Raw genomic sequence first — 18,717 nt, 5'->3', positions numbered from 1 at the left:
GGAGTTGCGACGCATGAGATGGAAGAACCGTCCCGAAGGATCGAACTGGGGGGACTTCGGTCCTGACGATCAGCGCGGTTGCCTGAATTACATCACTCCGGACAACGTGCTCAAGGGCATAAGCGAAGTCCGTGCGGGCGTGAGTTTTTGCCTGTCTCTGCCGCTGGACTATCCGGGCGGCAACGGCGTCAACGTCCGTCGCCATCCGCCCAAGCTGCGCCCCACCGAAAGAGACGGCGACCAGTACATGAATTTCCCGCTCGGCCGGTTGCGGCCGGGCTGCGTGGATGTGCTCAGCGACGACATCGTCGAGATGAGCTTGCAGTACTCGACGCAATGGGATTCGCTGGCGCACGTGGGGGCGCTATTCGATGCGAATGGCGACGGCCTGCCCGAGCGTGTCTACTACAACGGCTACCGGCCCAACGATCATGTGGTCGGGCCGGTGGATTACGACGTGGAGAATGGTTTCGCCAAGACAGACCTGGGCCACGGAGCCGCCTCCAACGCCAAGAAGCTGGACATCACGCACCTGGCCGAGTCCTGCCTGCAGAGCCGCGGCGTCATGGTGGATCTGGCCAGGCATTACGGCCGTGCGCAGAAATCGGTGGGTTACGACGACCTGATGCGGATCCTCGAGGCGGACAAGATCGAGATCGAGCAGGGCGACATCGTGCTCTTTCATACGGAATTCGGCGATGCCTTGCTGGAAAAGCAGCGCCAGCCGGACCCGCACACGCTGCATGAAATCTGCGCCGGCCTGGACGGCAGCGACGAGAAACTGCTGCAGTGGATCACGGACGCGAAAGTCGCGGCCATGGCGTCCGACAACCATGCGCTGGAGATTTATCCCACCCAGAAGCCCAATGCCTGCTGCGCGGCGCTGCCGCTGCACCATCACTGCATCTTCAAGCTCGGCATGCCGATAGGCGAGATGTGGTATCTGGGCAAGCTTGCCCGATGGCTTGAAGCCAACGGCCGAAGCCGCTTCCTGTTGACGGCCCCGCCCTTGAACCTGCCGGGCGCGGTCGGATCGCCGGCCACGCCGGTGGCAACCGTGTAAAGGGGCCTCACGCGAGCAAGTTCCGCCCCTTTTCCGTCAGCACCACCACCGCTTCCCCGCGCACCGAGCTTTCGCCCGGCGACATGTCGATCAGGCCATTCGCCGTGGCGTCTTCCCAAGCCGACAGCCGGGGGCAATTGGTGCGCCAGGCCTCCATCGTTTCGGCATAGGTGCGCGGCCGGGCGGCGATCCACATCAGGAATTGCACCAGGTTGCCCATCTGGGACGCGCCGGCTTCGATGTCTATTTCGGGTTTTTCAGTCATGGGCGCCTCCGTTCCTGGATCAGGGATGCGTCTTGACGATACTCCCGCGCCCGCCCGCGCTCCAGTCCTATCTGGGCGCCATTCCCTTGCGCAATCTGTTGGCGGGTTCCATGAGCGCGTCCTTCATGTCGTCGCGTTCCAGCACACAGGGTTCGTGGTGCAGGTCCCGCATGAAATCGTCGTAGAGCTCGCCGGTGATGCCAGCCGGACGCTTGAAATCGCCGGACAGCTGATACGCGCGCAAAAGAATCGAGCGCAGACGCTTGACCTCCCAGAGCAGGGCGATCACATCGGGATTCCAGGGCTGACGCTCGCGGATGGAGCGCAGGTCAGCGTGGGAGAGCGGGGTTTTGAACGGCATGGCGGAAAATACTGTTTATATATCCAGTATAATCCGCCAGCGTCCAAGGAGCGAGTGGGTGTTTTCCCAACTGCGCGCAGAATGGGCCACAGGGAGGTAGCGCAGGTCGCGCTGCGATCACACCACCCGCGTATGCACCTGGCCTTCGCGGAACCACGAATCCAGATTCGCGCGCATCAGATCCGCCATCGCGCGGCGCGTTTCGTGGGTGCCGCTGGCGATGTGCGGCAGCATCACCACGTTATCCATGGCGTTCAATTCCGGGGGCGTGGCGGGCTCATGTTCGAACACGTCCAGCCCCGCGCCCGCGATGCGCTTATTCTGCAGCGCCGCCACCAACGCGGCCTCGTCGACCACCGTGCCGCGCGCAATGTTGATCAGCCAGCCGTCGGCGCCCAGCGCATCCAGCACCTGCGCATTCACCATGTGCCGGGTGGCGCTGCCGCCCGGCACGGCCAGCACCAGGTAATCGCATTGCGAGGCCAGGTCCACGATGGTCGGGCAATAGCGATACGACTCCGGCGCGTCAGGGCGCGGCTTGCGGTTGGTGTAAAGAATTTCCATGTCGAAGGCCTGCGCGCGGCGGGCGATCTGCAAGCCGATGTTGCCCAGGCCGACGATGCCGCAGCGCTTGCCGGTCATGCGCGAACCCAGGCCGAATCCTTCGCTGGGCCAGCGGCCCGCGCGCACGAAGCGGTCGGCTTCGGCAATACGGCGCGAGACCGCCAGCATCAGGGCTAACGCGGTATCGGCCACGCAGGCGTCCAGCACGCCGGGCGTGTTGGTGACGACGACGTTGCGCGCCTTGGCGGCCGCGATGTCGATGGTGTCGTAACCCACGCCAAAGCTGAAGATGCCTTCCAGCGCGGGCAGGGCGTCGATCAGTTCCTTCGTCGCGCCAAACCGGCCGCTGGTGGCGATGCCGCGGATGGCGGCGCCGTGCTCACGCAGCAGCGCCGCCTTGTCCTGGGCCTCCCAGAGGCGATGGACGCGGTAGCGCGATTCCAGGTCGGCCACCAGGTCGGGCAGCAGGGGACCGACCATCAGCAGATCGGCGGCGGAAGCGGGAAGGGATGCAGTCATGGATACGGCTTATCTAATTAGAGGAAAAGGCCCGCCGAAGCGGGCCGGGACCGGAATCAGTTGGTCTGGATGTTGCGGGACTTGATTATCTGCCCATAACGTTCGCGCTCGCTGGCGGCCAGATCCTGCAGTTCCTTTGGCGTTGAGCCATGCGCCACGGCGCCCTGCGATTCCAGCTTGGCCTTGACGGCCGGATCGGCAGCGACGGCGCGGATGGCCTCGGAAAGCTTGTCGATCACGGCCTGCGGCGTGCCGGCAGGCGCCAGCACCGCCGTCCACGAGCCGCTTTGCGCGTTCTTCACGCCGGCTTCGTCGATGGTGGGCACGTCCGGCATGGCGGGCGAGCGGGTCGCACCCGTGACGGCCAGCGCGCGCAGCTTGCCGGCCGTGACGTACGGCATGGTCTCCAGAACCGACGCGAACAGCATGTCGACGCGGCCGGCCATCAAGTCGGTCATCGCCGGGCCGCCGCCCTTGTAGGGCACGTGCACCAGATCCACGCCCGTGGCTTGTTGGAAGATTTCGCCGGACAGATGGGGCGCGCCGCCCGTGCCCGAGCTGGCAAACGTGTGCTTGCCCGGCTGGGACTTGGTCAGCGTGACCAGTTCCGCGACGTTCTTGGCCGGCAGGCTGGCGGGCACCACCAGCACAAACGGCAGGTCCGAAAACAGCGATACGGGCGCAAACGCCTTCACCGGGTCGGAATGCAGCTTGTAGATCCAGGGGTTGATCGCCAGCATGCCCGAATTCGCGAACAGCAGCGTGTAGCCGTCGGGCTGCGAACGGGCCACCAGGTCGGCGGCGATCTGGCCGCCCGCGCCCGGCCGGTTGTCCACCACCACCGACGACGAGAATTTTTCACCCAGGGCCGCGGCCAGCAACCGCGCCGAGATGTCGGTGCCGCCGCCGGGCGAGAAGGGAACGATGAGATTGATCGGGCGTTCCGGATAGCCGGCGGCGCTGGCTGCGTGGGGCACGGCCGCGGTGGCGGCCAGGGCCAGCGCCGCGGCGAGGAGCCGGACGCGGATCCGGGCGGGGTTCTTTGTCTCCATGGATTTTCTCTTTTATGGCGTTGATGGCGGCGAGGCCGCAAAAAAAGGTGCTGCGGGTAAGGCTCCTGATGCTTGTCGGACCGGATTCGCGGCCCTGCAGGCGAGTATAGGGAGGCCTGTCCATGGATATCCGTTCGAGCTATAAATAGCATCAATCAATTCAAGGATTGAATCGATGGAATTCCGCCAGCTCGAATGCTTCATTGCGGTTGCCGAGGAACTGCACTTCGGCCGCGCCGCCGAACGGCTGTGCATGACGCAGCCGCCGCTATCGCGCCAGATCCAGTTGCTGGAGCAGGATCTGGGCGTCACGCTGTTCGAGCGCAACAGTCGTCAGGTCGTGCTAAGCGCCGCGGGCCGGCGCTTTCTGCGCGATGCTCGCCACCTGCTGGAGTTTTCGGCACAGGCGGCCGCCACCGCGCGCCGCACATCGGGCGGCGAGGCCGGCCACATTACGCTGGGCTTTACTGCCGTGGCGTCGTACCGCCTGATGCCGTCGCTCATCATGCAGGCGCGCAAGCTGCTGGCGGGCGTGGAGATCCAGCTTCGCGAAACCGTCACGACCGAACTCGCCCGTCTGCTGCTCGCCCACGAGCTGGACGCCATCCTGGCGCGCAGCGTGCCGCAGCAGGCCGGCATCGAATCGCGCCTGGTCGAACGCGAACCGCTGGTCCTGGCGCTGCCCGCCGATTCGCCGTTGTGCGAACACGCGACCGTGCCCCTGCGCTTGCTTCAAGGCCAGCCGTTCGTGCTGTATTCGCCGCGGGAAGGAAAGTACTTCTATGACCGCATCGTGGGCGCCTTCGGCCTGGCGGACGTGCAGCCGCAGTACGTGCAGCGCGCCGGGCAGACGCATACGCTGCTGGCGCTGGTGCGCGCGGGACTGGGCGTGGGCATCGTGCCGGATTCGGCGCGGGAACTGCGCTTTGAAGGCGTGGTGTTCCGGCCCATCGACCAGCGCAATCTGTACGCGGACATGTACCTGGCGTGGCACGCGCAGCACGACAACCCGGCGCTGGATGCGTTCCTGCAGCGCGTGGCAAAACTGGATACCCCGGACGCGGCCCGCCGCGGCGGACAGGGATGAACCCATCGGTTTTCTAGTGGTGGGGCGCGAGGTCCGGCGCAAATTGCATCGCCCCGTTCGCGTCGGCGCGGGCGCCTTGATCCTGCAACTGCTGCGCCTGGGTCGAGCACGCGGTCAGCACCAGCCTGCATTCGGATCCCGTCTTGTCGCGGCACAGGCCCAGAACGTACTCCCCGGTCCGCTGCCCGTCCCACGCACGCTCGCCAATGGCCACGACGTGCTGCGCGCCGTTCGCAGCCACCGCCACGCATTGGTTCTTGAAGCTGGCATACACCGCGCAGGTGGCGTGGGGCTCGTCTTCGCGGCAAGCGGCGAGCGCGCTGCCGCGAGCCGCTGCAGCGGAGCCGTACAGGATCGACGCGTAGTAGCGATACGTTGACGAGACGATCAGGGCGCCATGCAGATCGGGCGGGACCGGCTGTGCGCTGGCTGCGGTGGCGCATGCAGCAAACATGAGCAAGCCCGAAACAAGCCGTCGCGGCATAGGAATCCCCTGGGGTTCAAGACCACAGTAGCGGAGCGGCGCGCGCCTTGCCAGCATCAACGGGACCAGCGCGGATATATCAAGTTGAAACATCCATAGACCATCCAAGTGGATGGTTTATGATTCGATCCATGCCGCCTCGCACCTCACAACTCGCCTCCACCCCCAAACCTGCGGACGAGAAGATCACGATCAACCTGGGTTATGTCGACCTGGGCCAGATCGATCTGCTCGTCCAGGAAGGGTTCTATGCAAACCGTACGGACCTGATCCGAACGGCGATCCGCAATCAACTTGCCACCCATGGCGACGCGCTGCGTCAGGCCGTCAGCCGAAAAACGCTGGTGCTTGGCATCCAGCACTACACCGCCCAGGAGCTGCTGGCGGTTCAAGCCGCGGGCGAAATGCTTCAGATACGGGTGCTGGGCCTGGCGACCATCGCCTCCGATGTCACGCCCGAGCTCGCGCTTGCCACGATCGAATCTCTAACGGTATTGGGGGCGCTGCATGCCAGCCCCGCCGTCAAAGCCGCCTTGCGTCAGCGCATCCGCTGATCGTCCACGCCGCAAAAAGGTCACTCAATGCACCCTGAATTCCAACACCTCATGAACCGCGCCACCCAGCTCACGCAAGCCGGCGATCTGTCGGCTGCCACCGCCGCGATCCAGGCTGCGCTGCGCGGCTTGCCGGCCACTGCCGCGCCGAGCAACGACGATGCCGACGTCATCGACGTTGAGGCCTGGGAGGTTCCCGATTCCGGCCGGGCCTCTGGTGCGGCCCGGCCCGCGTTCGACGAAGCCGTCCCGCCCACGCACACCGCCGCTATCCCGGGCGATACGTTCACGTCGGGATCATTTCGCAATGCGTCCGGACAGCGCGGCTACAAGCTGTATGTGCCGCCCAACCCGGAGGGCGAGCCGCGTCCCCTGGTTGTCATGCTGCACGGCTGCACCCAGGACGCCGACGATTTCGCGGCGGGCACCGCCATGAACGACGCCGCCCGCGAACAGGGTTTTTACGTGCTGTATCCCGTGCAAGCGCGCGATGCCAATCCCCAGAAGTGCTGGAACTGGTTCAAGCACAACCACCAGCAGCAAGGGCGCGGGGAACCCGCCATCCTGGCGGGCATGACGCGCGAGGTCATGGCCACCCACAACATCGATCCGGCGCGCGTGTATGTCGCCGGACTGTCGGCGGGCGGGGCCATGGCCGCGATCCTGGCCGACGCCTATCCCGACCTGTATGCGGCGGCTGGCGTGCATTCGGGGCTGGCTGCTGGCGTGGCGTCGGATCTTCCGTCGGCGCTGTCCGCCATGAAGGGCGTGGGCCTGAAGACGGCCGCGCCGGCCAATGCCGGCGTGCCGGTCATCGTCTTTCACGGCGACCGCGATGCCACCGTGCACCCCGGCAATGCCGACAACGTGATCGCGGCCAGCGTGGGGCCCGGCGCGCGCGTTGAAACCGTGCGCGTTCCTGGCGCCGCCAATAAGCGGCACAGCACCCGGCATCTGTACCGCGACGCCACGGGCGACATCGTCGCCGAACGTTGGGACATTCACGGCGCCGGACATGCCTGGGCGGGCGGATCGGAGCAAGGGTCCTACACGGATCGGTCCGGTCCGGACGCCACGGCCGAGATGCTGCGATTCTTCTTCGTGCGCACCGCAAAGCAGTGACGTGCGATCCTGGCTGCCGGCGCTAAGCCGGCTGGCGAACCGCCACCGGCTTGCCGTAGAGGACCCGCGCGCACGCCAGGCCGGCCACCGCAGCGGGCAGGGCGCCCATGACCAACGGGAACCCCAGGGCCGCAAGGGACCGGTCGCGCGTGCCGAACGTCAGCAAGAAGACGAAGGCATACGCCGCGCCGATCAGACCCATGCGCAGGATTGCCAGCCAGGACGGCGCGGCAGGCTTGAGCGCGCCCGCGGTCATTCCGCAAAGCAGCGCCGGGATGCCGCCGAAAAAATAGGCCCACGGCAGCCCATAGAGACCGAACAAGAGCATCTCCGGATCCTGCGCACCGATGGATATGACGACGGCCATCACCACCATGCCGACGGCCGGCCCCATAAATGCAAAGATTGCCGCGCCCGCCAGCATGTCGCGGGACATGGCGCGGCCCGAGTCCGCGGGCCGGCGCTGCATGCGGCGATAGACGGCCGCGGCCAGCGTGCATGCGAGAAGCAGGGCGCCAACAAAGTAGATCATCAGGTCAGTTCCGGATTGATTGGATAAAACGGCGGGGCGGGCAAGCGTCCTGCCAGCAAAGCGCCGTTGCGAGGCCCGCGGCCAGCAGGCGTGGCCTTAGGGCGCGTAGCGTGTGCGAGTTGCGCGAGTTGCCTGGGTTGCGCGGCGCACGCATCAAGGCATCTTCTTCTTGCCCAGCAAGGCCAACGTCAGGCTGCGGCCCGTGCGCATGAACGGATATAGCGCCTTGGACAGGCAGGCGTTGCTGAAGATGGTGGCGTTCAGGCGGTTGAACACATCGCTGCCGGTACTGAGTAACGCCAGCCGGTGGATCGCGTCGGCGCCCCAGTAATCGCGACCGTCCAGGTGCAGGAGCATGCCCTGATTCAGGTCGTAGCCTTGCGCGCGATGGTGCGCGGCCAGCTCGGGATGGTCGCGCATGTTCAGCATGGCAATGGGCCCGGCGGCCTTGCGTAGCCGCATCATCCGCACGTAGTTTGAGCAGAAGGGGCAATCGCCGTCGTAGAGGAGGTAGTTTTCGTCGGACTGCATCGTGGGGATCCGTCGGGTGTTCCGAGAACATACCTCATAAATCCGGCGGGATGGTTGCGGGGCACGCCTTCGGCTTGCGCTGTAGTTTGCCGCGCGCGGGGGCGCCCATTGGCGCCGGGCAGCTCGCGGCCGGATTCAAACATCTTCGGCCGGCGCTTGGGCAGCGTCCCACGCCAGCGCCATTGCATAGCGCCGCACGTCGTGCGGCCATTGCCCCACATGCCGCGCGTAGGCGTCGCGATCGTTCGCGTAGAGCGCGCGCGTGGCTTCCTCGAAACCAGGCAGGTTGCCCGCGACACTGGTCATGAACCGGTACGCCGCCTCCTGGCGATGGCGTCGCGCGTCCTGCGCCTCGTTGTCGCGGCGGGCCTGCTCCACCAGTTTTCGCAGTGCCACGGAAGCGCCGCCTGGCTGGGCGGCCAGCCAATCCCAATGGCGCGGCAAGAGGGTCACCTCGCGCGGCACCACGCCCAGTCTCGGGCGGCCCCGGCCGCGCGGCGCCTCGTCGGGCTGCGTGTCTTGAACCACGGGGGCGGCAGTGTCCGTCCGGGCATACCGGTCAGCGATCTGCGCATCATCACCGCTTACGTCCAGATCGACCTGCTTGCCTGTCGAATCCTGGAACACCAGCACGGCGTCATTACGGCGCGCGGCCAGCGCCTGCTTGACCGCCAGCGCCACGTCGGCCAGCGAACCCGCCGCCAGCAGCCGATGGCCTTCGAAGGCGGTATGAGAGTCGGAAGGATTTGGAATCATTTTTTTGTCCGGGTAAATTTATGGAGTGGATTATTACCCCGTCAAAATTCCCTGTCAATATGACCCGGGTAAAAATAAGTCACTCAGGTTGTCGTGTCGTTGCGGTGTCATAAATATCCACCTCGACCTATGGTTAACACCTAGTCAAATCAGGCTGGCGGCGTATAATCTCGCTTTGCGCCCGGAGTTACCCATGCGTCTCGTACAAAAAGCGCTCACCTTCGACGATGTGTTGTTGGTGCCTGCGTATTCCGAGGTGTTGCCGCGCGACACCTCCCTGGCCACGCGCCTGACTCGCAACATCAGCCTGAATATTCCCCTCGTGTCCGCCGCCATGGACACCGTCACCGAATCTCGTCTGGCCATCGCCATGGCGCAAGAGGGTGGCATCGGGATCATCCACAAGAATCTCTCCGCCGACGCCCAAGCGCGTGAAGTGGCTCGCGTCAAGCGCCACGAATTCGGCATCGTGATCGATCCGGTCACCGTCACCCCCCAGATGAAAGTGCGCGACGCCATTGCGTTGCAGCGCCAGCATGGCATCTCGGGCCTGCCGGTCGTCGAAGGCCGCAAGCTGGTCGGCATCGTCACCAACCGCGATCTGCGCTTTGAAGAAAACCTGGATCAGCCCCTGCGCAACATCATGACGCCGCAGGAGCGCCTGGTCACCATGAAGGAAGGCGCCACGCTCGAAGAAGCGCAGGCCCTGATGCACAAGCACCGTCTGGAACGCGTGCTGATCGTGAACGACGGCTTTGAACTGCGTGGCCTGGCCACCGTCAAGGACATCGTCAAGAACACCGAGCACCCGATGGCCAGCAAGGACGGCCAAGGCCAGCTGCGCGTTGGCGCGGCCGTGGGCGTGGGCGGCAACACCGAAGAACGCGTGGAAAAGCTGGTCGCCGCCGGCGTCGACGTCCTTATCGTCGACACCGCGCACGGCCACTCCAAGGGCGTGCTCGAAGGCGTGCGCTGGGTCAAGCAGAACTACCCCAAGGTTGAAGTCATCGGCGGCAACATCGCCACCGCAGCCGCCGCGCGCGCGCTGGTCGAATACGGCGCCGACGGCGTCAAGGTCGGCATCGGCCCTGGCTCCATCTGCACCACGCGTATCGTGGCCGGCGTTGGCGTGCCGCAAATCCATGCCATCTCGCAAGTTGCCAAGGCGCTGGAAGGCACGGGCGTTCCGCTTATCGCCGACGGCGGCATCCGCTACTCGGGCGACGTCGCCAAGGCGCTGGCCGCCGGCGCGTTCTCGTGCATGATGGGCGGCATGTTCGCCGGCACCGAAGAAGCCCCCGGCGAAGTCGTGCTGTTCCAAGGCCGGTCGTACAAGTCGTACCGCGGCATGGGCAGCCTGGGCGCCATGACGGAAGGCTCGGCCGACCGCTACTTCCAGGACCCGGCCAACAACGCCGACAAGCTGGTCCCCGAAGGCATCGAAGGCCGCGTCCCCTACAAGGGCAGCGTGCTCGCCATCATTTACCAACTGGTCGGCGGCATCCGCGCCTCCATGGGCTACTGCGGCGCCGCCACCATCGACGACATGCGCACCAAGGCCGAGTTCGTGGAGATCACCTCCGCGGGCGTTCGCGAGTCCCACGTGCACGACGTGCAGATCACCAAGGAAGCGCCCAACTACCGCGCCGACTGATCCGCACAGTCAACTACAATGTCATGCATCACGCACCGGCAGAACCGCAACGATCAGCGGGTCTGCCGGTGCGGTTTTATTTCCAACGGGTAGAGTCTCCATGCACCAGCGCATTCTTATCCTCGACTACGGTTCGCAAGTCACGCAGCTGATCGCCCGCCGCGTCCGCGAGGCCGGCGTCTATTCCGAAGTCCACCCTGGCGACGTCGACGACGCCTTCGTGCGCGAACAGATGGCGCAGGGGCTGAAGGGCATCATCCTGTCTGGCAGCCACGCTTCGGCCTACGAAGAGGGCTCCATGCGCGTCCCGCACGCCGTGTTCGAGCTGGGCGTGCCCGTGCTGGGCATCTGCTACGGCATGCAGTCCATGGCGCAGCAACTGGGTGGCGTGGTCAGCTTCTCCGATCACCGCGAATTCGGCTACGCCGAGGTCCGCGCCCACGGCCACACCAAGCTGCTGGAAGGCCTGGAAGACTTCAGCACGCCCGAAGGCCACGGCATGCTCAAGGTCTGGATGAGCCACGGCGACAAGGTCACCGAGCTGCCCCCGGGCTTCAAGCTGATGGCGTCCACGCCGTCCTGCCCGATCGCCGGCATGGCCGACGAAGACCGCCGCTTCTACGCCGTTCAATTCCACCCCGAAGTCACGCACACTGTTCAGGGCAAGGCCATGCTGGCCCGCTTCGTGAACGAGATCTGCGAGTGCTCGGGCGACTGGAACATGCCTGACTACGTGTCGGAGGCCGTCGCCCGCATCCGCGAGCAGGTCGGCACCGACGAAGTCATCCTCGGCCTGTCCGGCGGCGTGGACTCCTCCGTTGCCGCCGCGCTGATCCACAAGGCCATTGGCGACCAGCTCACCTGCGTCTTCGTCGACCACGGCCTCTTGCGCCTGGACGAAGGCAAGCAGGTCATGCAGACCTTCGCCGAAAACATGGGCGTGAAGATCATTCATGTCGACGCCACCGCGCAATTCATGGGCAAGCTGGCCGGCGTCGCCGACCCTGAAGCCAAGCGCAAGATCATCGGCCGCGAATTCGTCGAAGTCTTCCAGGAACAAGCCGGCAAGCAAAAGAGCGCCAAGTGGCTGGCCCAGGGCACGATCTACCCCGACGTCATCGAATCCGCCGGCGCCAAGACGGGCAAGGCCACCTCCATCAAGTCGCACCACAACGTGGGCGGCCTGCCCGACACGCTGAACCTGCAACTGCTTGAACCCCTGCGCGAACTCTTCAAGGACGAAGTCCGCGAACTGGGCGTGGCACTGGGCCTGCCGCCGCAGATGGTCTACCGCCACCCGTTCCCCGGTCCGGGCCTGGGCGTGCGCATCCTGGGCGAAGTCAAGCATGAATACGCCGAACTGCTGCGCCGTGCCGACGCGATCTTCATCGAAGAACTGCGCAACACCAAGGACGAGGCCAGCGGCCTGACCTGGTACGAACTGACCTCGCAAGCGTTTGCCGTGTTCCTGCCGGTGAAGTCGGTGGGGGTGATGGGCGATGGCCGCACGTATGAGTACGTGGTTGCGCTGCGTGCCGTGCAGACGTTTGACTTCATGACGGCTGACTGGGCGCCGCTGCCGCATCCGCTGCTGGCTCGCGTTTCGTCGCGAATCATCAATGAAGTGCGCGGGATCAATCGGGTGGTGTACGACGTGTCGAGCAAGCCACCGGCGACGATTGAGTGGGAATGATCCTGCGATAGCGGGTTTCGCGAGGGCAAAAAAGGCGCTTCCGGCGCCTTTTTTCTATTGCATGACCCGTCCTGGAATTGGTTGACACCTTTTTGAGAGAAAAAAGGAGAGTCAATTGGAATCAAGGATCAAGCGAACCCAGCGGGACTACAGTCTGGCTTTTAAACTGTCGGTGGTCGAGCAGGTGGAAAAAGGCGAGCTGACGTACAAAGAGGCTCAGCGCCGCTATGGAATCCAAGGCCGGTCGACAGTGCTGGTGTGGCTGCGCAAACATGGCCGCCCGGGCTGGAGCGGCTGGAGCCTGCCGACGGTCAGAGGAGTGGACATGGATCGTCAAGGCAAAGTGCTTACCCCCGAGCAGCGGATCAAGGAACTGGAGATTCAGCTCAAGGAAGCCCGCGAGAAGGCGCAGTTGTTTGAGGCCGTGGTCAATGTGTTGGAGAAGGATTACGGGGTACGCGTCGTAAAAAAGCCTTTGGGCAAGTCCTCACGCAAAAGCTCGTCCAAGGGCTGAGCGTGGCAAGGGCTTGCCGTTACATGGGCCATAGCCGCCAGGCGTATTACAAGAGCAGGCACAGAGAGCGCGAGCGCCAGCAGCAGGCATGCCAAGTAGTATCGATGGTCACCGCGCTGCGGGTACGTCAACCGACGTTGGGTACGCGCAAGCTGCATCACATGCTGGGCCAGCCGCTACGCGAGGCGGGGATCAAGGCCGGGCGCGATGCGCTGTTCGACATTCTGCGCAGCGCCCGGATGCTGGTGCGGCCACGCCGGGCGTATCACAAGACCACCGACAGCCATCACCGCTTCCGACGCCACCCGAACCTGCTCAAGGAAGGCGAAGGCCAAGTGGTGCCGACGGGGCCCGAGCAGGTCTGGGTAGCCGATATCACCTACCTGCCGACCGCCCAACGGTGCACCTACTTAAGCCTGGTGACCGACGCCTACTCGCGCAAGATCGTGGGCTACCACGTGGCAGAGAATCTGCAGACCGAAGGGATGCGCCGCGCACTGGAGATGGCGTTGCGCTCGCGGCGCTCGAGCCAACCGCTGGTGCACCACTCGGATCGAGGCATCCAGTACTGCTCAACGTACTACCAGCGCCTGCACGCGCGGCACGGCATCCGTTGCTCGATGACTGACGGCTACGACTGCTACCAGAATGCCTTGGCTGAGCGGGTCAACGGCATCCTGAAGGGAGAGCTATTGCTCCACAAGCCCGCCGATCTGGCCCAAGCCCGGCTCATGGTCAAGCAGTCCGTCGAAATCTACAACACCGAGCGTCCGCACCTGTCCCTACAATGCAAAACACCCGATGAAGTTCACCGGGTGTTCAGTCCGTAGCCTGCTACGGATACCGTGCCGTAGGTGTCAACCTATGGCAGGACGGGTCAGCATCCTGCGTTAACCCTTGATGCTTGAGTGCATTAACGAAGGCCTAGCGCTACCAATATGTTATCGATCGTCGCGCGAAAGTCGGGCCTGGAAAAAAGCACTCCGCGCTCATCCCGGTTGTGCAATGGCTATTCGTCCGTCGTCGATGGGGCTCAGCGTCTGAGTTGCTAAAAGCACGCCTAACTGTGCTTCGATCCGGGCCGAGATATTCGCACTTGCGCGGTTAAATCCTAGCTGCCGAGCCACTTCAGCGATCAGCTGTGTGGACGATATTGAAAACGCAAGCAATGTCGTCTGAACCAACGCAGTTCGAATTTCCTCAGGAGCAATCAGTTCAATCTTCCGCTCAGCTGTCGGCAATGATGATCTATCTCGGACCGTAATCGGGGCACTTCCATCCAACTGCTCGGGCCGGATGATGAATCCTTCGTCCTGTAGCACGTATGCATGCTCCTTCATCGAGGCATCCACCGCTTCCTTGATGCGGGCAACAACTCTAGCCCCGGCTCTGCTGACGCCGAATGCAGCCATGAGCCGACGACCGATGATTTCTATGCTTACAGGCGCCTCGCCATCAACAACGGCCGATACCAATTCACGAAGGGTGTGCAGCGGCGCGGAGGCGATGTCGCTGCCGTTTTTTTGCACAGGCAGTTCGATCGAGACGTACCGAGTGGGGCGGAGGCTCTCTTCTGACAGGTCAGCAGCTTCTCGATCGAGTTCAATCCTTGCGGACGCTTCAGTCCGCTCGGGCGACGAGGCCTTAGACAATTGGGTGGATTCAGCCGCTGCTTTAAACGATTCTTGCGCCGCTTTGATTGCGTCTATGACGCGGTCCGTCTCGTGCCCTGCATTTCGGAACCAGTCCGTACTCCAAATACGATGGAAGCGCCATCCCAGGCCCTCGAGGACTCCTTGGCGAAGGCGATCTCGGTCTCGAGCTGATTTCGCGCTGTGATAAGCCGCGCCATCGCACTCAATTGCTAGCAAATAGCGCCCGGGAAGCTCAGGGTCGCGCACAGCAAGGTCGATGAAGTAACCGGCGGTGCCAACCTGGGGTTCGACACTGTAGCCCCGTTCCTGCAGGGCGCGCATAACCTGATCTTCAAAGGGGGAATCCGTCGCTTTTCCGGTTTCTACGCTGCATTCCAGTTCACGAGTTTCGGCGTACTTGAGCAAATTCTTCAATGCGCGCACGCCATGTTTGGCGCCTGCGTCGAGTTCGAGCTCGTCAGCACGGAAGTTGCTAAACACAGTCATGGCCATTTTGGCACGCGTAATAAGTACGTTAAGTCGACGATGTCCACCGTCTCGATTCAGCGGCCCGAACTCCTTCGCGATGCGACCGGATTCATTGCGGCCATAGCCGATGCTAATAAACATGACGTCTCGTTCGTCACCCTGAATATTCTCCAAATTTTTTACGAAGAATGGTTCATTGGGATGCGAAGCGAAAAATTCCTCGGTTTCAGGATGCGCCTTGCGCAGACGCTCCAGCTCTTCTTCGATACGATCTCGCTGCGCGACGCTGAAGGCTGCAACGCCCAACGAAAGATGTGGGGTAATGCGGGCGTGCTCAAGAACTGCGTTTGCGACTGCTTGAGCTTCGCCGGAATTGCTACGAGTCTTGCCGCGATCATATAGAGCATTGGGGTTGTGTCTGAAGGCAATACCCGTTGCATATCGGTTTTGACCAGCGGCGGGAAACACGACCAGCCTGCTGTCGTAAAACTCGACATTGGATACTGCGATTAGTGACTCGTGGCGGCTGCGGTAATGCCAGCGCAGGTACCGTTCGTTGCAGCCTTTGGCCTTAAACAGACTGAGAATGCTCTCGATGTCGGCAGTTTCCGTGTCTTCTTCCTGCTCAGCGTCTCGACTGAAGAAATCGGTGGGCGGCATCTGCCGCGTGTCGCCGACCACGATGACTTGCCGCCCGCGCAAAATCGCGCCCAGTGCGTCCACCGCTTTGACCTGCGACGCCTCGTCGAAGATCACTACATCGAAGGCCACTTTGGCCGGAGGGAGGAAGTTGGCAATTGACATCGGGCTCATCATGAACACAGGCTTTAACTGCTGGATCGCGCGTCCCGCACGGTCGATCAATTGGCGAATTGGCAGATGTTTACGCTTTTTATTGATCTCTCCTCTCAGTACGGCCATTTCACCAGGCTGATTTATCTGAGGCTTTCGTCTCCAAATGTCCGTAGCGAGTTTGGTCTGCGCATGTTCAATCGACGCGAGGTCTAGGCTCTTGAAGCGTTGAATTCTGTGCTCATGTTCCAGGCGATCAAACCCCGCTAACTCCGGGTGATCGGTATAGGCCTTTTGCACCAGAAAGTCGTACCAACTGATATCCAGCAGCGGACGCAGAGTGTCGGGTTGGTCGCAATTCTGGGCAACCTCCCGGATAGGCTCCAGCCCTGCCGCATTGAATCGCCCGGTCAGGGTGTTGAATCTTGCCATCTGGTGAAGTTGAGGCAACTGCTTAAGCCACGTGTTAAGGCGCTCACCGAGCTCCTGCAGAGGGTGTTCGGTCCAGGGGATTGGCTTCAGCGCCAGCGAAGTGGTTGCGGCCTCCACAGCGGTTTTGAGAGCACTAACGTTGGCTTCAGTGGAAGCTGCCAATTCTCCAAGACCACTTGCATCTTGATGTCCCGACAAGAAGTCTACGATGCCCTGAGGCATGTCGCCCTTGCCAACCTCATCGTGCAAGGTAATCACCCAACGCGAAATTCGGTCGAGCACGTCCCAATCAGACTTTTCGAATTGCCATTGCGCGCCGAATAGCGCTTCTCCTAGGGCCGCGTGAGAAATGTACGTCCTCTTATGCTGTTGATACGCGAGCACGCTATCCGCCAGCTCAACTAGATGCTGAGGATCGCTGGGCAAGTCGGATTTTGCAAGGCCCTGCATTTTTTTCTTTGCCGCACGCCATTCGCCCGCCAAGGATCGCCACCACTTGCTCCCATATCGGGCGAGGCTTTGACGGGTGGAAAGCAGATCCTCGTTCTCAGCCGCATCTATCAAACTCGTGGACCAGTGCAGCCGTGCCGAGCTCATTCCGGATCCAGCATCGGTCAACGCTTTTAATGCATCGCGGCGCGCTTGCCAGTCTCCTGTCGACAGGCGGATACCAGAAAGCTTGGGTGCCTCGGCTGCGCGCCTCGCGGCTCTGCAGACGACGTCGATATCATGCAGGCTCGCCGGCTCGGTAAGCTGCAGTCGTTGAGATAGGTCGTTCGAAGATTGCAGCAATGACTGGAGCGCCGCGCCGCCCCGGGTCAGCGCTTCGCTCGCTCGGCTCTCTTCGATTGGTGTGAAGACTGTGTGCTGGCTCCCCCACAATGCACTAGCTGTTGGACGACCCAGTGCGCCCAGCACCAGTGCCATGCTGTCTACGAGTTCTCGGGCGTCGATATGATCTTTCTCCTGCCACTTGGCCATGGCAGGCATCGCTAGCGCCGTCAGGTCGGGAAACTGCCGCTTCAGTGACAGCAGCCGCCCCAGCACTACAGAAAATGGCATTTTTGTTTTGCCCACAGGCGCTGCCACTGCTTCACAGTAAGCGTTCAGCTCAGTTTGGACCTTTCGCAACTGCTGCATTTCGCGCTCACCGCTCTCCACGACGGGCCGCCCTTGTTCCAGTGCGTTGGCCAGATCACGAAGTACGGCGGTTTTGGTGGCACGGTGGCTGTGCAGCTCAAGTACGGCATCGCCAAGATGGCATTCGTCTAGTCTGCGCTTTACCACCTCAAGGGCCGCCATCTTCTCAGCGACGAACAATACTGTCTTGCCTTGTCCAACGAGTTCGGCGATGAGGTTGGTGATAGTCTGAGATTTTCCTGTCCCCGGCGGACCTTGAATCACAAGATTGCGCCCCGCACGCACCTCGAGAATAGCCTGAGTTTGACTGCTGTCCGCATCCTTGACGAAATGCACTTCACCTGGGGTAATCACCTCGTCAATGTGCACGTCCTCGTGATACGCCGCGGATTCTCCTGCAAATCCCTCGCCGATCAGGCGGCGAACCACGGGGTGGTCGCTTGGTTGCTTTTCTTTAGGCCATGTTTCGGGATCCAGGTCCTTGTACATGAGGAATTTGCCGAAAGAAAAGAACCCGAGCATCACTTCGTTTGCGCACACGCGCCAGCGCGGCTGACGGGTGACAGCGCGCTCTACGGCTCCGAAATACTCCAGCCATGCAGCGGCATCCGATTCGGCCTCGGCATCGGGTGTTGGCAAGGTGATGCCGAAATCCGTGCGGAGCTTGGCGGCTAGTGACATATTCACTTGAATGTCATCACCGGTAGGCTCTAGGTGGAACGTCTCTTGGGCAGACTTACGCACTAAGTTGCACGGTACCAAGACCAGGGGCGCGCGCCTCGAATCTTTGGAAGAATCGCTCTCGTACCAATGAAGAAATCCGATAGCAAGGAACAGAAGATTTGCGCCTTGCTCTTCGACGAACGCCTGCGCGTCAGCGCGGATTTTCAAGAGTTGAAGAGAGAGCGAATCTTCGGTGCTGGCCACTTGCAGCTCGTGAGCGCGCTGACCAACGGTTTTGGTTTGGTGGTTCGGGAAGGGTTGTGCGTCTTCAAGTGCGGGGGAGCTGCCGGACGGCTTCGCCTCTAGACGTTCAACATTGCTGTCGGTAGCCTCGTCGCGGGAGCAGGCACGCGGAGCAGGCGTTTCCGCCTTCGTCTTTGCTTGAGAATCTGCGGCGTCTTGGGCGCTGTTTCGGCTGGATCCAATTGCTCGGAACGTGAGTGACTTTTGGTTATCCACCAGCGCAACTAGTAGGGACTCTGCCACTGCCGACTGAACAGTAATTGTTTTGCTAGTTTTTCTGGCGCTGATCAGATTATTGCGCAGCCCAATGTCTAATAATTCTTGGCGGCTTTGCAGCAACTTCGTATGGATGTCTGCGGTGGTTCCATCAATTACTGACATAACGGTGTTGGCTCAGGATGATATGGCTCGCATCAAGCGCGCTCTGTTTCGGAAACATGAACCAAACCCATGCCGGTGGTCCATCTGCACGTAAGGGGCGGCCGCAACGCCGCCGCGAACCTAAATACTACA

General features: G+C 62.5%; 16 protein-coding genes. 7 read left to right on the top strand and 9 right to left on the bottom strand.

The window, feature by feature from the left end; all coding sequences use genetic code 11:
• Window positions 1–13: 13 nt before the first annotated feature.
• Window positions 14–1,063, top strand: a complete 1,050-nt coding sequence (locus QEP15_RS14400) for a cyclase family protein (protein ID WP_152384669.1) — start codon at window positions 14–16, stop codon at window positions 1,061–1,063.
• Window positions 1,064–1,070: 7 nt separating this feature from the next.
• Here the strand turns inward: QEP15_RS14400 and QEP15_RS14395 are convergent, their stop codons facing one another.
• The 4 genes from QEP15_RS14395 to QEP15_RS14380 all read right to left on the bottom strand — a co-directional run bounded on the left by QEP15_RS14395 (window position 1,071) and on the right by QEP15_RS14380 (window position 3,824).
• On the bottom strand, window positions 1,071–1,328 hold the full coding sequence (locus tag QEP15_RS14395) for a hypothetical protein (protein ID WP_227741244.1): 258 nt from the start codon (window positions 1,326–1,328) through the stop codon (window positions 1,071–1,073).
• 67 nt (window positions 1,329–1,395) lie between these two features.
• On the bottom strand, window positions 1,396–1,689 hold the full coding sequence (locus QEP15_RS14390; protein ID WP_152384668.1) for a hypothetical protein: 294 nt from the start codon (window positions 1,687–1,689) through the stop codon (window positions 1,396–1,398).
• Window positions 1,690–1,806: 117 nt separating this feature from the next.
• Window positions 1,807–2,772, bottom strand: a complete 966-nt coding sequence (locus tag QEP15_RS14385) for a 2-hydroxyacid dehydrogenase (RefSeq protein ID WP_152384667.1) — start codon at window positions 2,770–2,772, stop codon at window positions 1,807–1,809.
• Between the two features lie 56 nt (window positions 2,773–2,828).
• Window positions 2,829–3,824: a Bug family tripartite tricarboxylate transporter substrate binding protein gene (locus tag QEP15_RS14380; protein ID WP_056319185.1), complete on the bottom strand. Its 996-nt coding sequence runs from the start codon at window positions 3,822–3,824 to the stop codon at window positions 2,829–2,831.
• 175 nt (window positions 3,825–3,999) lie between these two features.
• On the opposite strand from QEP15_RS14380, the gene QEP15_RS14375 reads away from it, so the two are divergent.
• Entirely contained in the window at window positions 4,000–4,911 is a 912-nt protein-coding gene (locus tag QEP15_RS14375; protein ID WP_152384665.1) for a LysR family transcriptional regulator, read from the top strand.
• Window positions 4,912–4,924: 13 nt separating this feature from the next.
• On the opposite strand, the gene QEP15_RS14370 is transcribed toward QEP15_RS14375, so the two are convergent.
• Window positions 4,925–5,488, bottom strand: a complete 564-nt coding sequence (locus tag QEP15_RS14370) for a DUF4189 domain-containing protein (protein WP_226846113.1) — start codon at window positions 5,486–5,488, stop codon at window positions 4,925–4,927.
• 38 nt (window positions 5,489–5,526) lie between these two features.
• Between QEP15_RS14370 and QEP15_RS14365 the strand changes: the two genes are divergently transcribed.
• Together QEP15_RS14365 and QEP15_RS14360 are read left to right on the top strand one after the other, a co-directional pair.
• Window positions 5,527–5,949: a CopG family transcriptional regulator gene (locus QEP15_RS14365; protein WP_280147616.1), complete on the top strand. Its 423-nt coding sequence runs from the start codon at window positions 5,527–5,529 to the stop codon at window positions 5,947–5,949.
• A 27-nt stretch (window positions 5,950–5,976) separates the two neighbouring features.
• Window positions 5,977–7,071 (top strand): extracellular catalytic domain type 1 short-chain-length polyhydroxyalkanoate depolymerase, encoded by a 1,095-nt coding sequence (locus QEP15_RS14360; protein ID WP_280147615.1) that lies wholly within the window; start codon window positions 5,977–5,979, stop codon window positions 7,069–7,071.
• A 22-nt stretch (window positions 7,072–7,093) separates the two neighbouring features.
• Here QEP15_RS14360 and QEP15_RS14355 read toward each other — a convergent pair whose 3' ends face one another.
• The 3 genes from QEP15_RS14355 to QEP15_RS14345 all read right to left on the bottom strand — a co-directional run bounded on the left by QEP15_RS14355 (window position 7,094) and on the right by QEP15_RS14345 (window position 8,890).
• On the bottom strand, window positions 7,094–7,603 hold the full coding sequence (locus tag QEP15_RS14355; protein ID WP_280147614.1) for a hypothetical protein: 510 nt from the start codon (window positions 7,601–7,603) through the stop codon (window positions 7,094–7,096).
• A 153-nt stretch (window positions 7,604–7,756) separates the two neighbouring features.
• Complete coding sequence (locus QEP15_RS14350; protein ID WP_152384661.1) at window positions 7,757–8,134, bottom strand: DCC1-like thiol-disulfide oxidoreductase family protein; 378 nt, start codon at window positions 8,132–8,134, stop codon at window positions 7,757–7,759.
• Between the two features lie 135 nt (window positions 8,135–8,269).
• On the bottom strand, window positions 8,270–8,890 hold the full coding sequence (locus tag QEP15_RS14345; protein ID WP_152384660.1) for a DUF2239 family protein: 621 nt from the start codon (window positions 8,888–8,890) through the stop codon (window positions 8,270–8,272).
• Window positions 8,891–9,083: 193 nt separating this feature from the next.
• Between QEP15_RS14345 and guaB the strand changes: the two genes are divergently transcribed.
• The 3 genes from guaB (at window position 9,084) to QEP15_RS14330 (ending at window position 13,581) form a co-directional block, all read left to right on the top strand.
• Window positions 9,084–10,544 carry an IMP dehydrogenase gene (gene guaB / locus QEP15_RS14340; protein ID WP_056319209.1) on the top strand — a complete coding sequence of 487 codons (1,461 nt, stop codon included), beginning with the start codon at window positions 9,084–9,086 and terminating at the stop codon, window positions 10,542–10,544.
• A 100-nt stretch (window positions 10,545–10,644) separates the two neighbouring features.
• A complete protein-coding gene (gene guaA / locus QEP15_RS14335) occupies window positions 10,645–12,237 on the top strand; it encodes a glutamine-hydrolyzing GMP synthase (RefSeq protein ID WP_062841038.1) in 1,593 nt (530 codons plus the stop codon).
• Window positions 12,238–12,352: 115 nt separating this feature from the next.
• A protein-coding gene (locus QEP15_RS14330) for an IS3 family transposase (RefSeq protein ID WP_280147613.1) occupies window positions 12,353–13,581 on the top strand; the annotation gives its coding sequence in 2 pieces (ribosomal slippage) (window positions 12,353–12,700 and window positions 12,703–13,581; 1,227 coding nt in all).
• 159 nt (window positions 13,582–13,740) lie between these two features.
• Here QEP15_RS14330 and QEP15_RS14325 read toward each other — a convergent pair.
• Window positions 13,741–18,585, bottom strand: coding sequence for a DUF3320 domain-containing protein (locus QEP15_RS14325; protein ID WP_175155654.1), 4,845 nt, complete (start codon window positions 18,583–18,585; stop codon window positions 13,741–13,743).
• Window positions 18,586–18,717 lie beyond the last annotated feature (132 nt).

The organism is Achromobacter mucicolens, assembly GCF_029866465.1.
Taxonomy (GTDB): domain Bacteria; phylum Pseudomonadota; class Gammaproteobacteria; order Burkholderiales; family Burkholderiaceae_B; genus Achromobacter; species Achromobacter mucicolens.
The sequence above is the reverse complement of the archived record's forward strand: the minus strand, read 5'-3'. Positions and strand labels throughout refer to the sequence as shown.

Excerpts from the sequence above, each read along its gene's own strand:
- QEP15_RS14400 (WP_152384669.1), top strand. The coding sequence starts at position 14 with ATGAGATGGAAGAACCGTCCCGAAGGATCGAACTGGGGGGACTTCGGT.
- QEP15_RS14395 (WP_227741244.1), bottom strand. The coding sequence starts at position 1,328 with ATGACTGAAAAACCCGAAATAGACATCGAAGCCGGCGCGTCCCAGATG.
- QEP15_RS14390 (WP_152384668.1), bottom strand. The coding sequence starts at position 1,689 with ATGCCGTTCAAAACCCCGCTCTCCCACGCTGACCTGCGCTCCATCCGC.
- QEP15_RS14385 (WP_152384667.1), bottom strand. The coding sequence starts at position 2,772 with ATGACTGCATCCCTTCCCGCTTCCGCCGCCGATCTGCTGATGGTCGGT.
- QEP15_RS14380 (WP_056319185.1), bottom strand. The coding sequence starts at position 3,824 with ATGGAGACAAAGAACCCCGCCCGGATCCGCGTCCGGCTCCTCGCCGCG.
- QEP15_RS14375 (WP_152384665.1), top strand. The coding sequence starts at position 4,000 with ATGGAATTCCGCCAGCTCGAATGCTTCATTGCGGTTGCCGAGGAACTG.
- QEP15_RS14370 (WP_226846113.1), bottom strand. The coding sequence starts at position 5,488 with ATGTTTCAACTTGATATATCCGCGCTGGTCCCGTTGATGCTGGCAAGG.
- QEP15_RS14365 (WP_280147616.1), top strand. The coding sequence starts at position 5,527 with ATGCCGCCTCGCACCTCACAACTCGCCTCCACCCCCAAACCTGCGGAC.
- QEP15_RS14360 (WP_280147615.1), top strand. The coding sequence starts at position 5,977 with ATGCACCCTGAATTCCAACACCTCATGAACCGCGCCACCCAGCTCACG.
- QEP15_RS14355 (WP_280147614.1), bottom strand. The coding sequence starts at position 7,603 with ATGATCTACTTTGTTGGCGCCCTGCTTCTCGCATGCACGCTGGCCGCG.
- QEP15_RS14350 (WP_152384661.1), bottom strand. The coding sequence starts at position 8,134 with ATGCAGTCCGACGAAAACTACCTCCTCTACGACGGCGATTGCCCCTTC.
- QEP15_RS14345 (WP_152384660.1), bottom strand. The coding sequence starts at position 8,890 with ATGATTCCAAATCCTTCCGACTCTCATACCGCCTTCGAAGGCCATCGG.
- guaB (WP_056319209.1), top strand. The coding sequence starts at position 9,084 with ATGCGTCTCGTACAAAAAGCGCTCACCTTCGACGATGTGTTGTTGGTG.
- guaA (WP_062841038.1), top strand. The coding sequence starts at position 10,645 with ATGCACCAGCGCATTCTTATCCTCGACTACGGTTCGCAAGTCACGCAG.
- QEP15_RS14325 (WP_175155654.1), bottom strand. The coding sequence starts at position 18,585 with ATGTCAGTAATTGATGGAACCACCGCAGACATCCATACGAAGTTGCTG.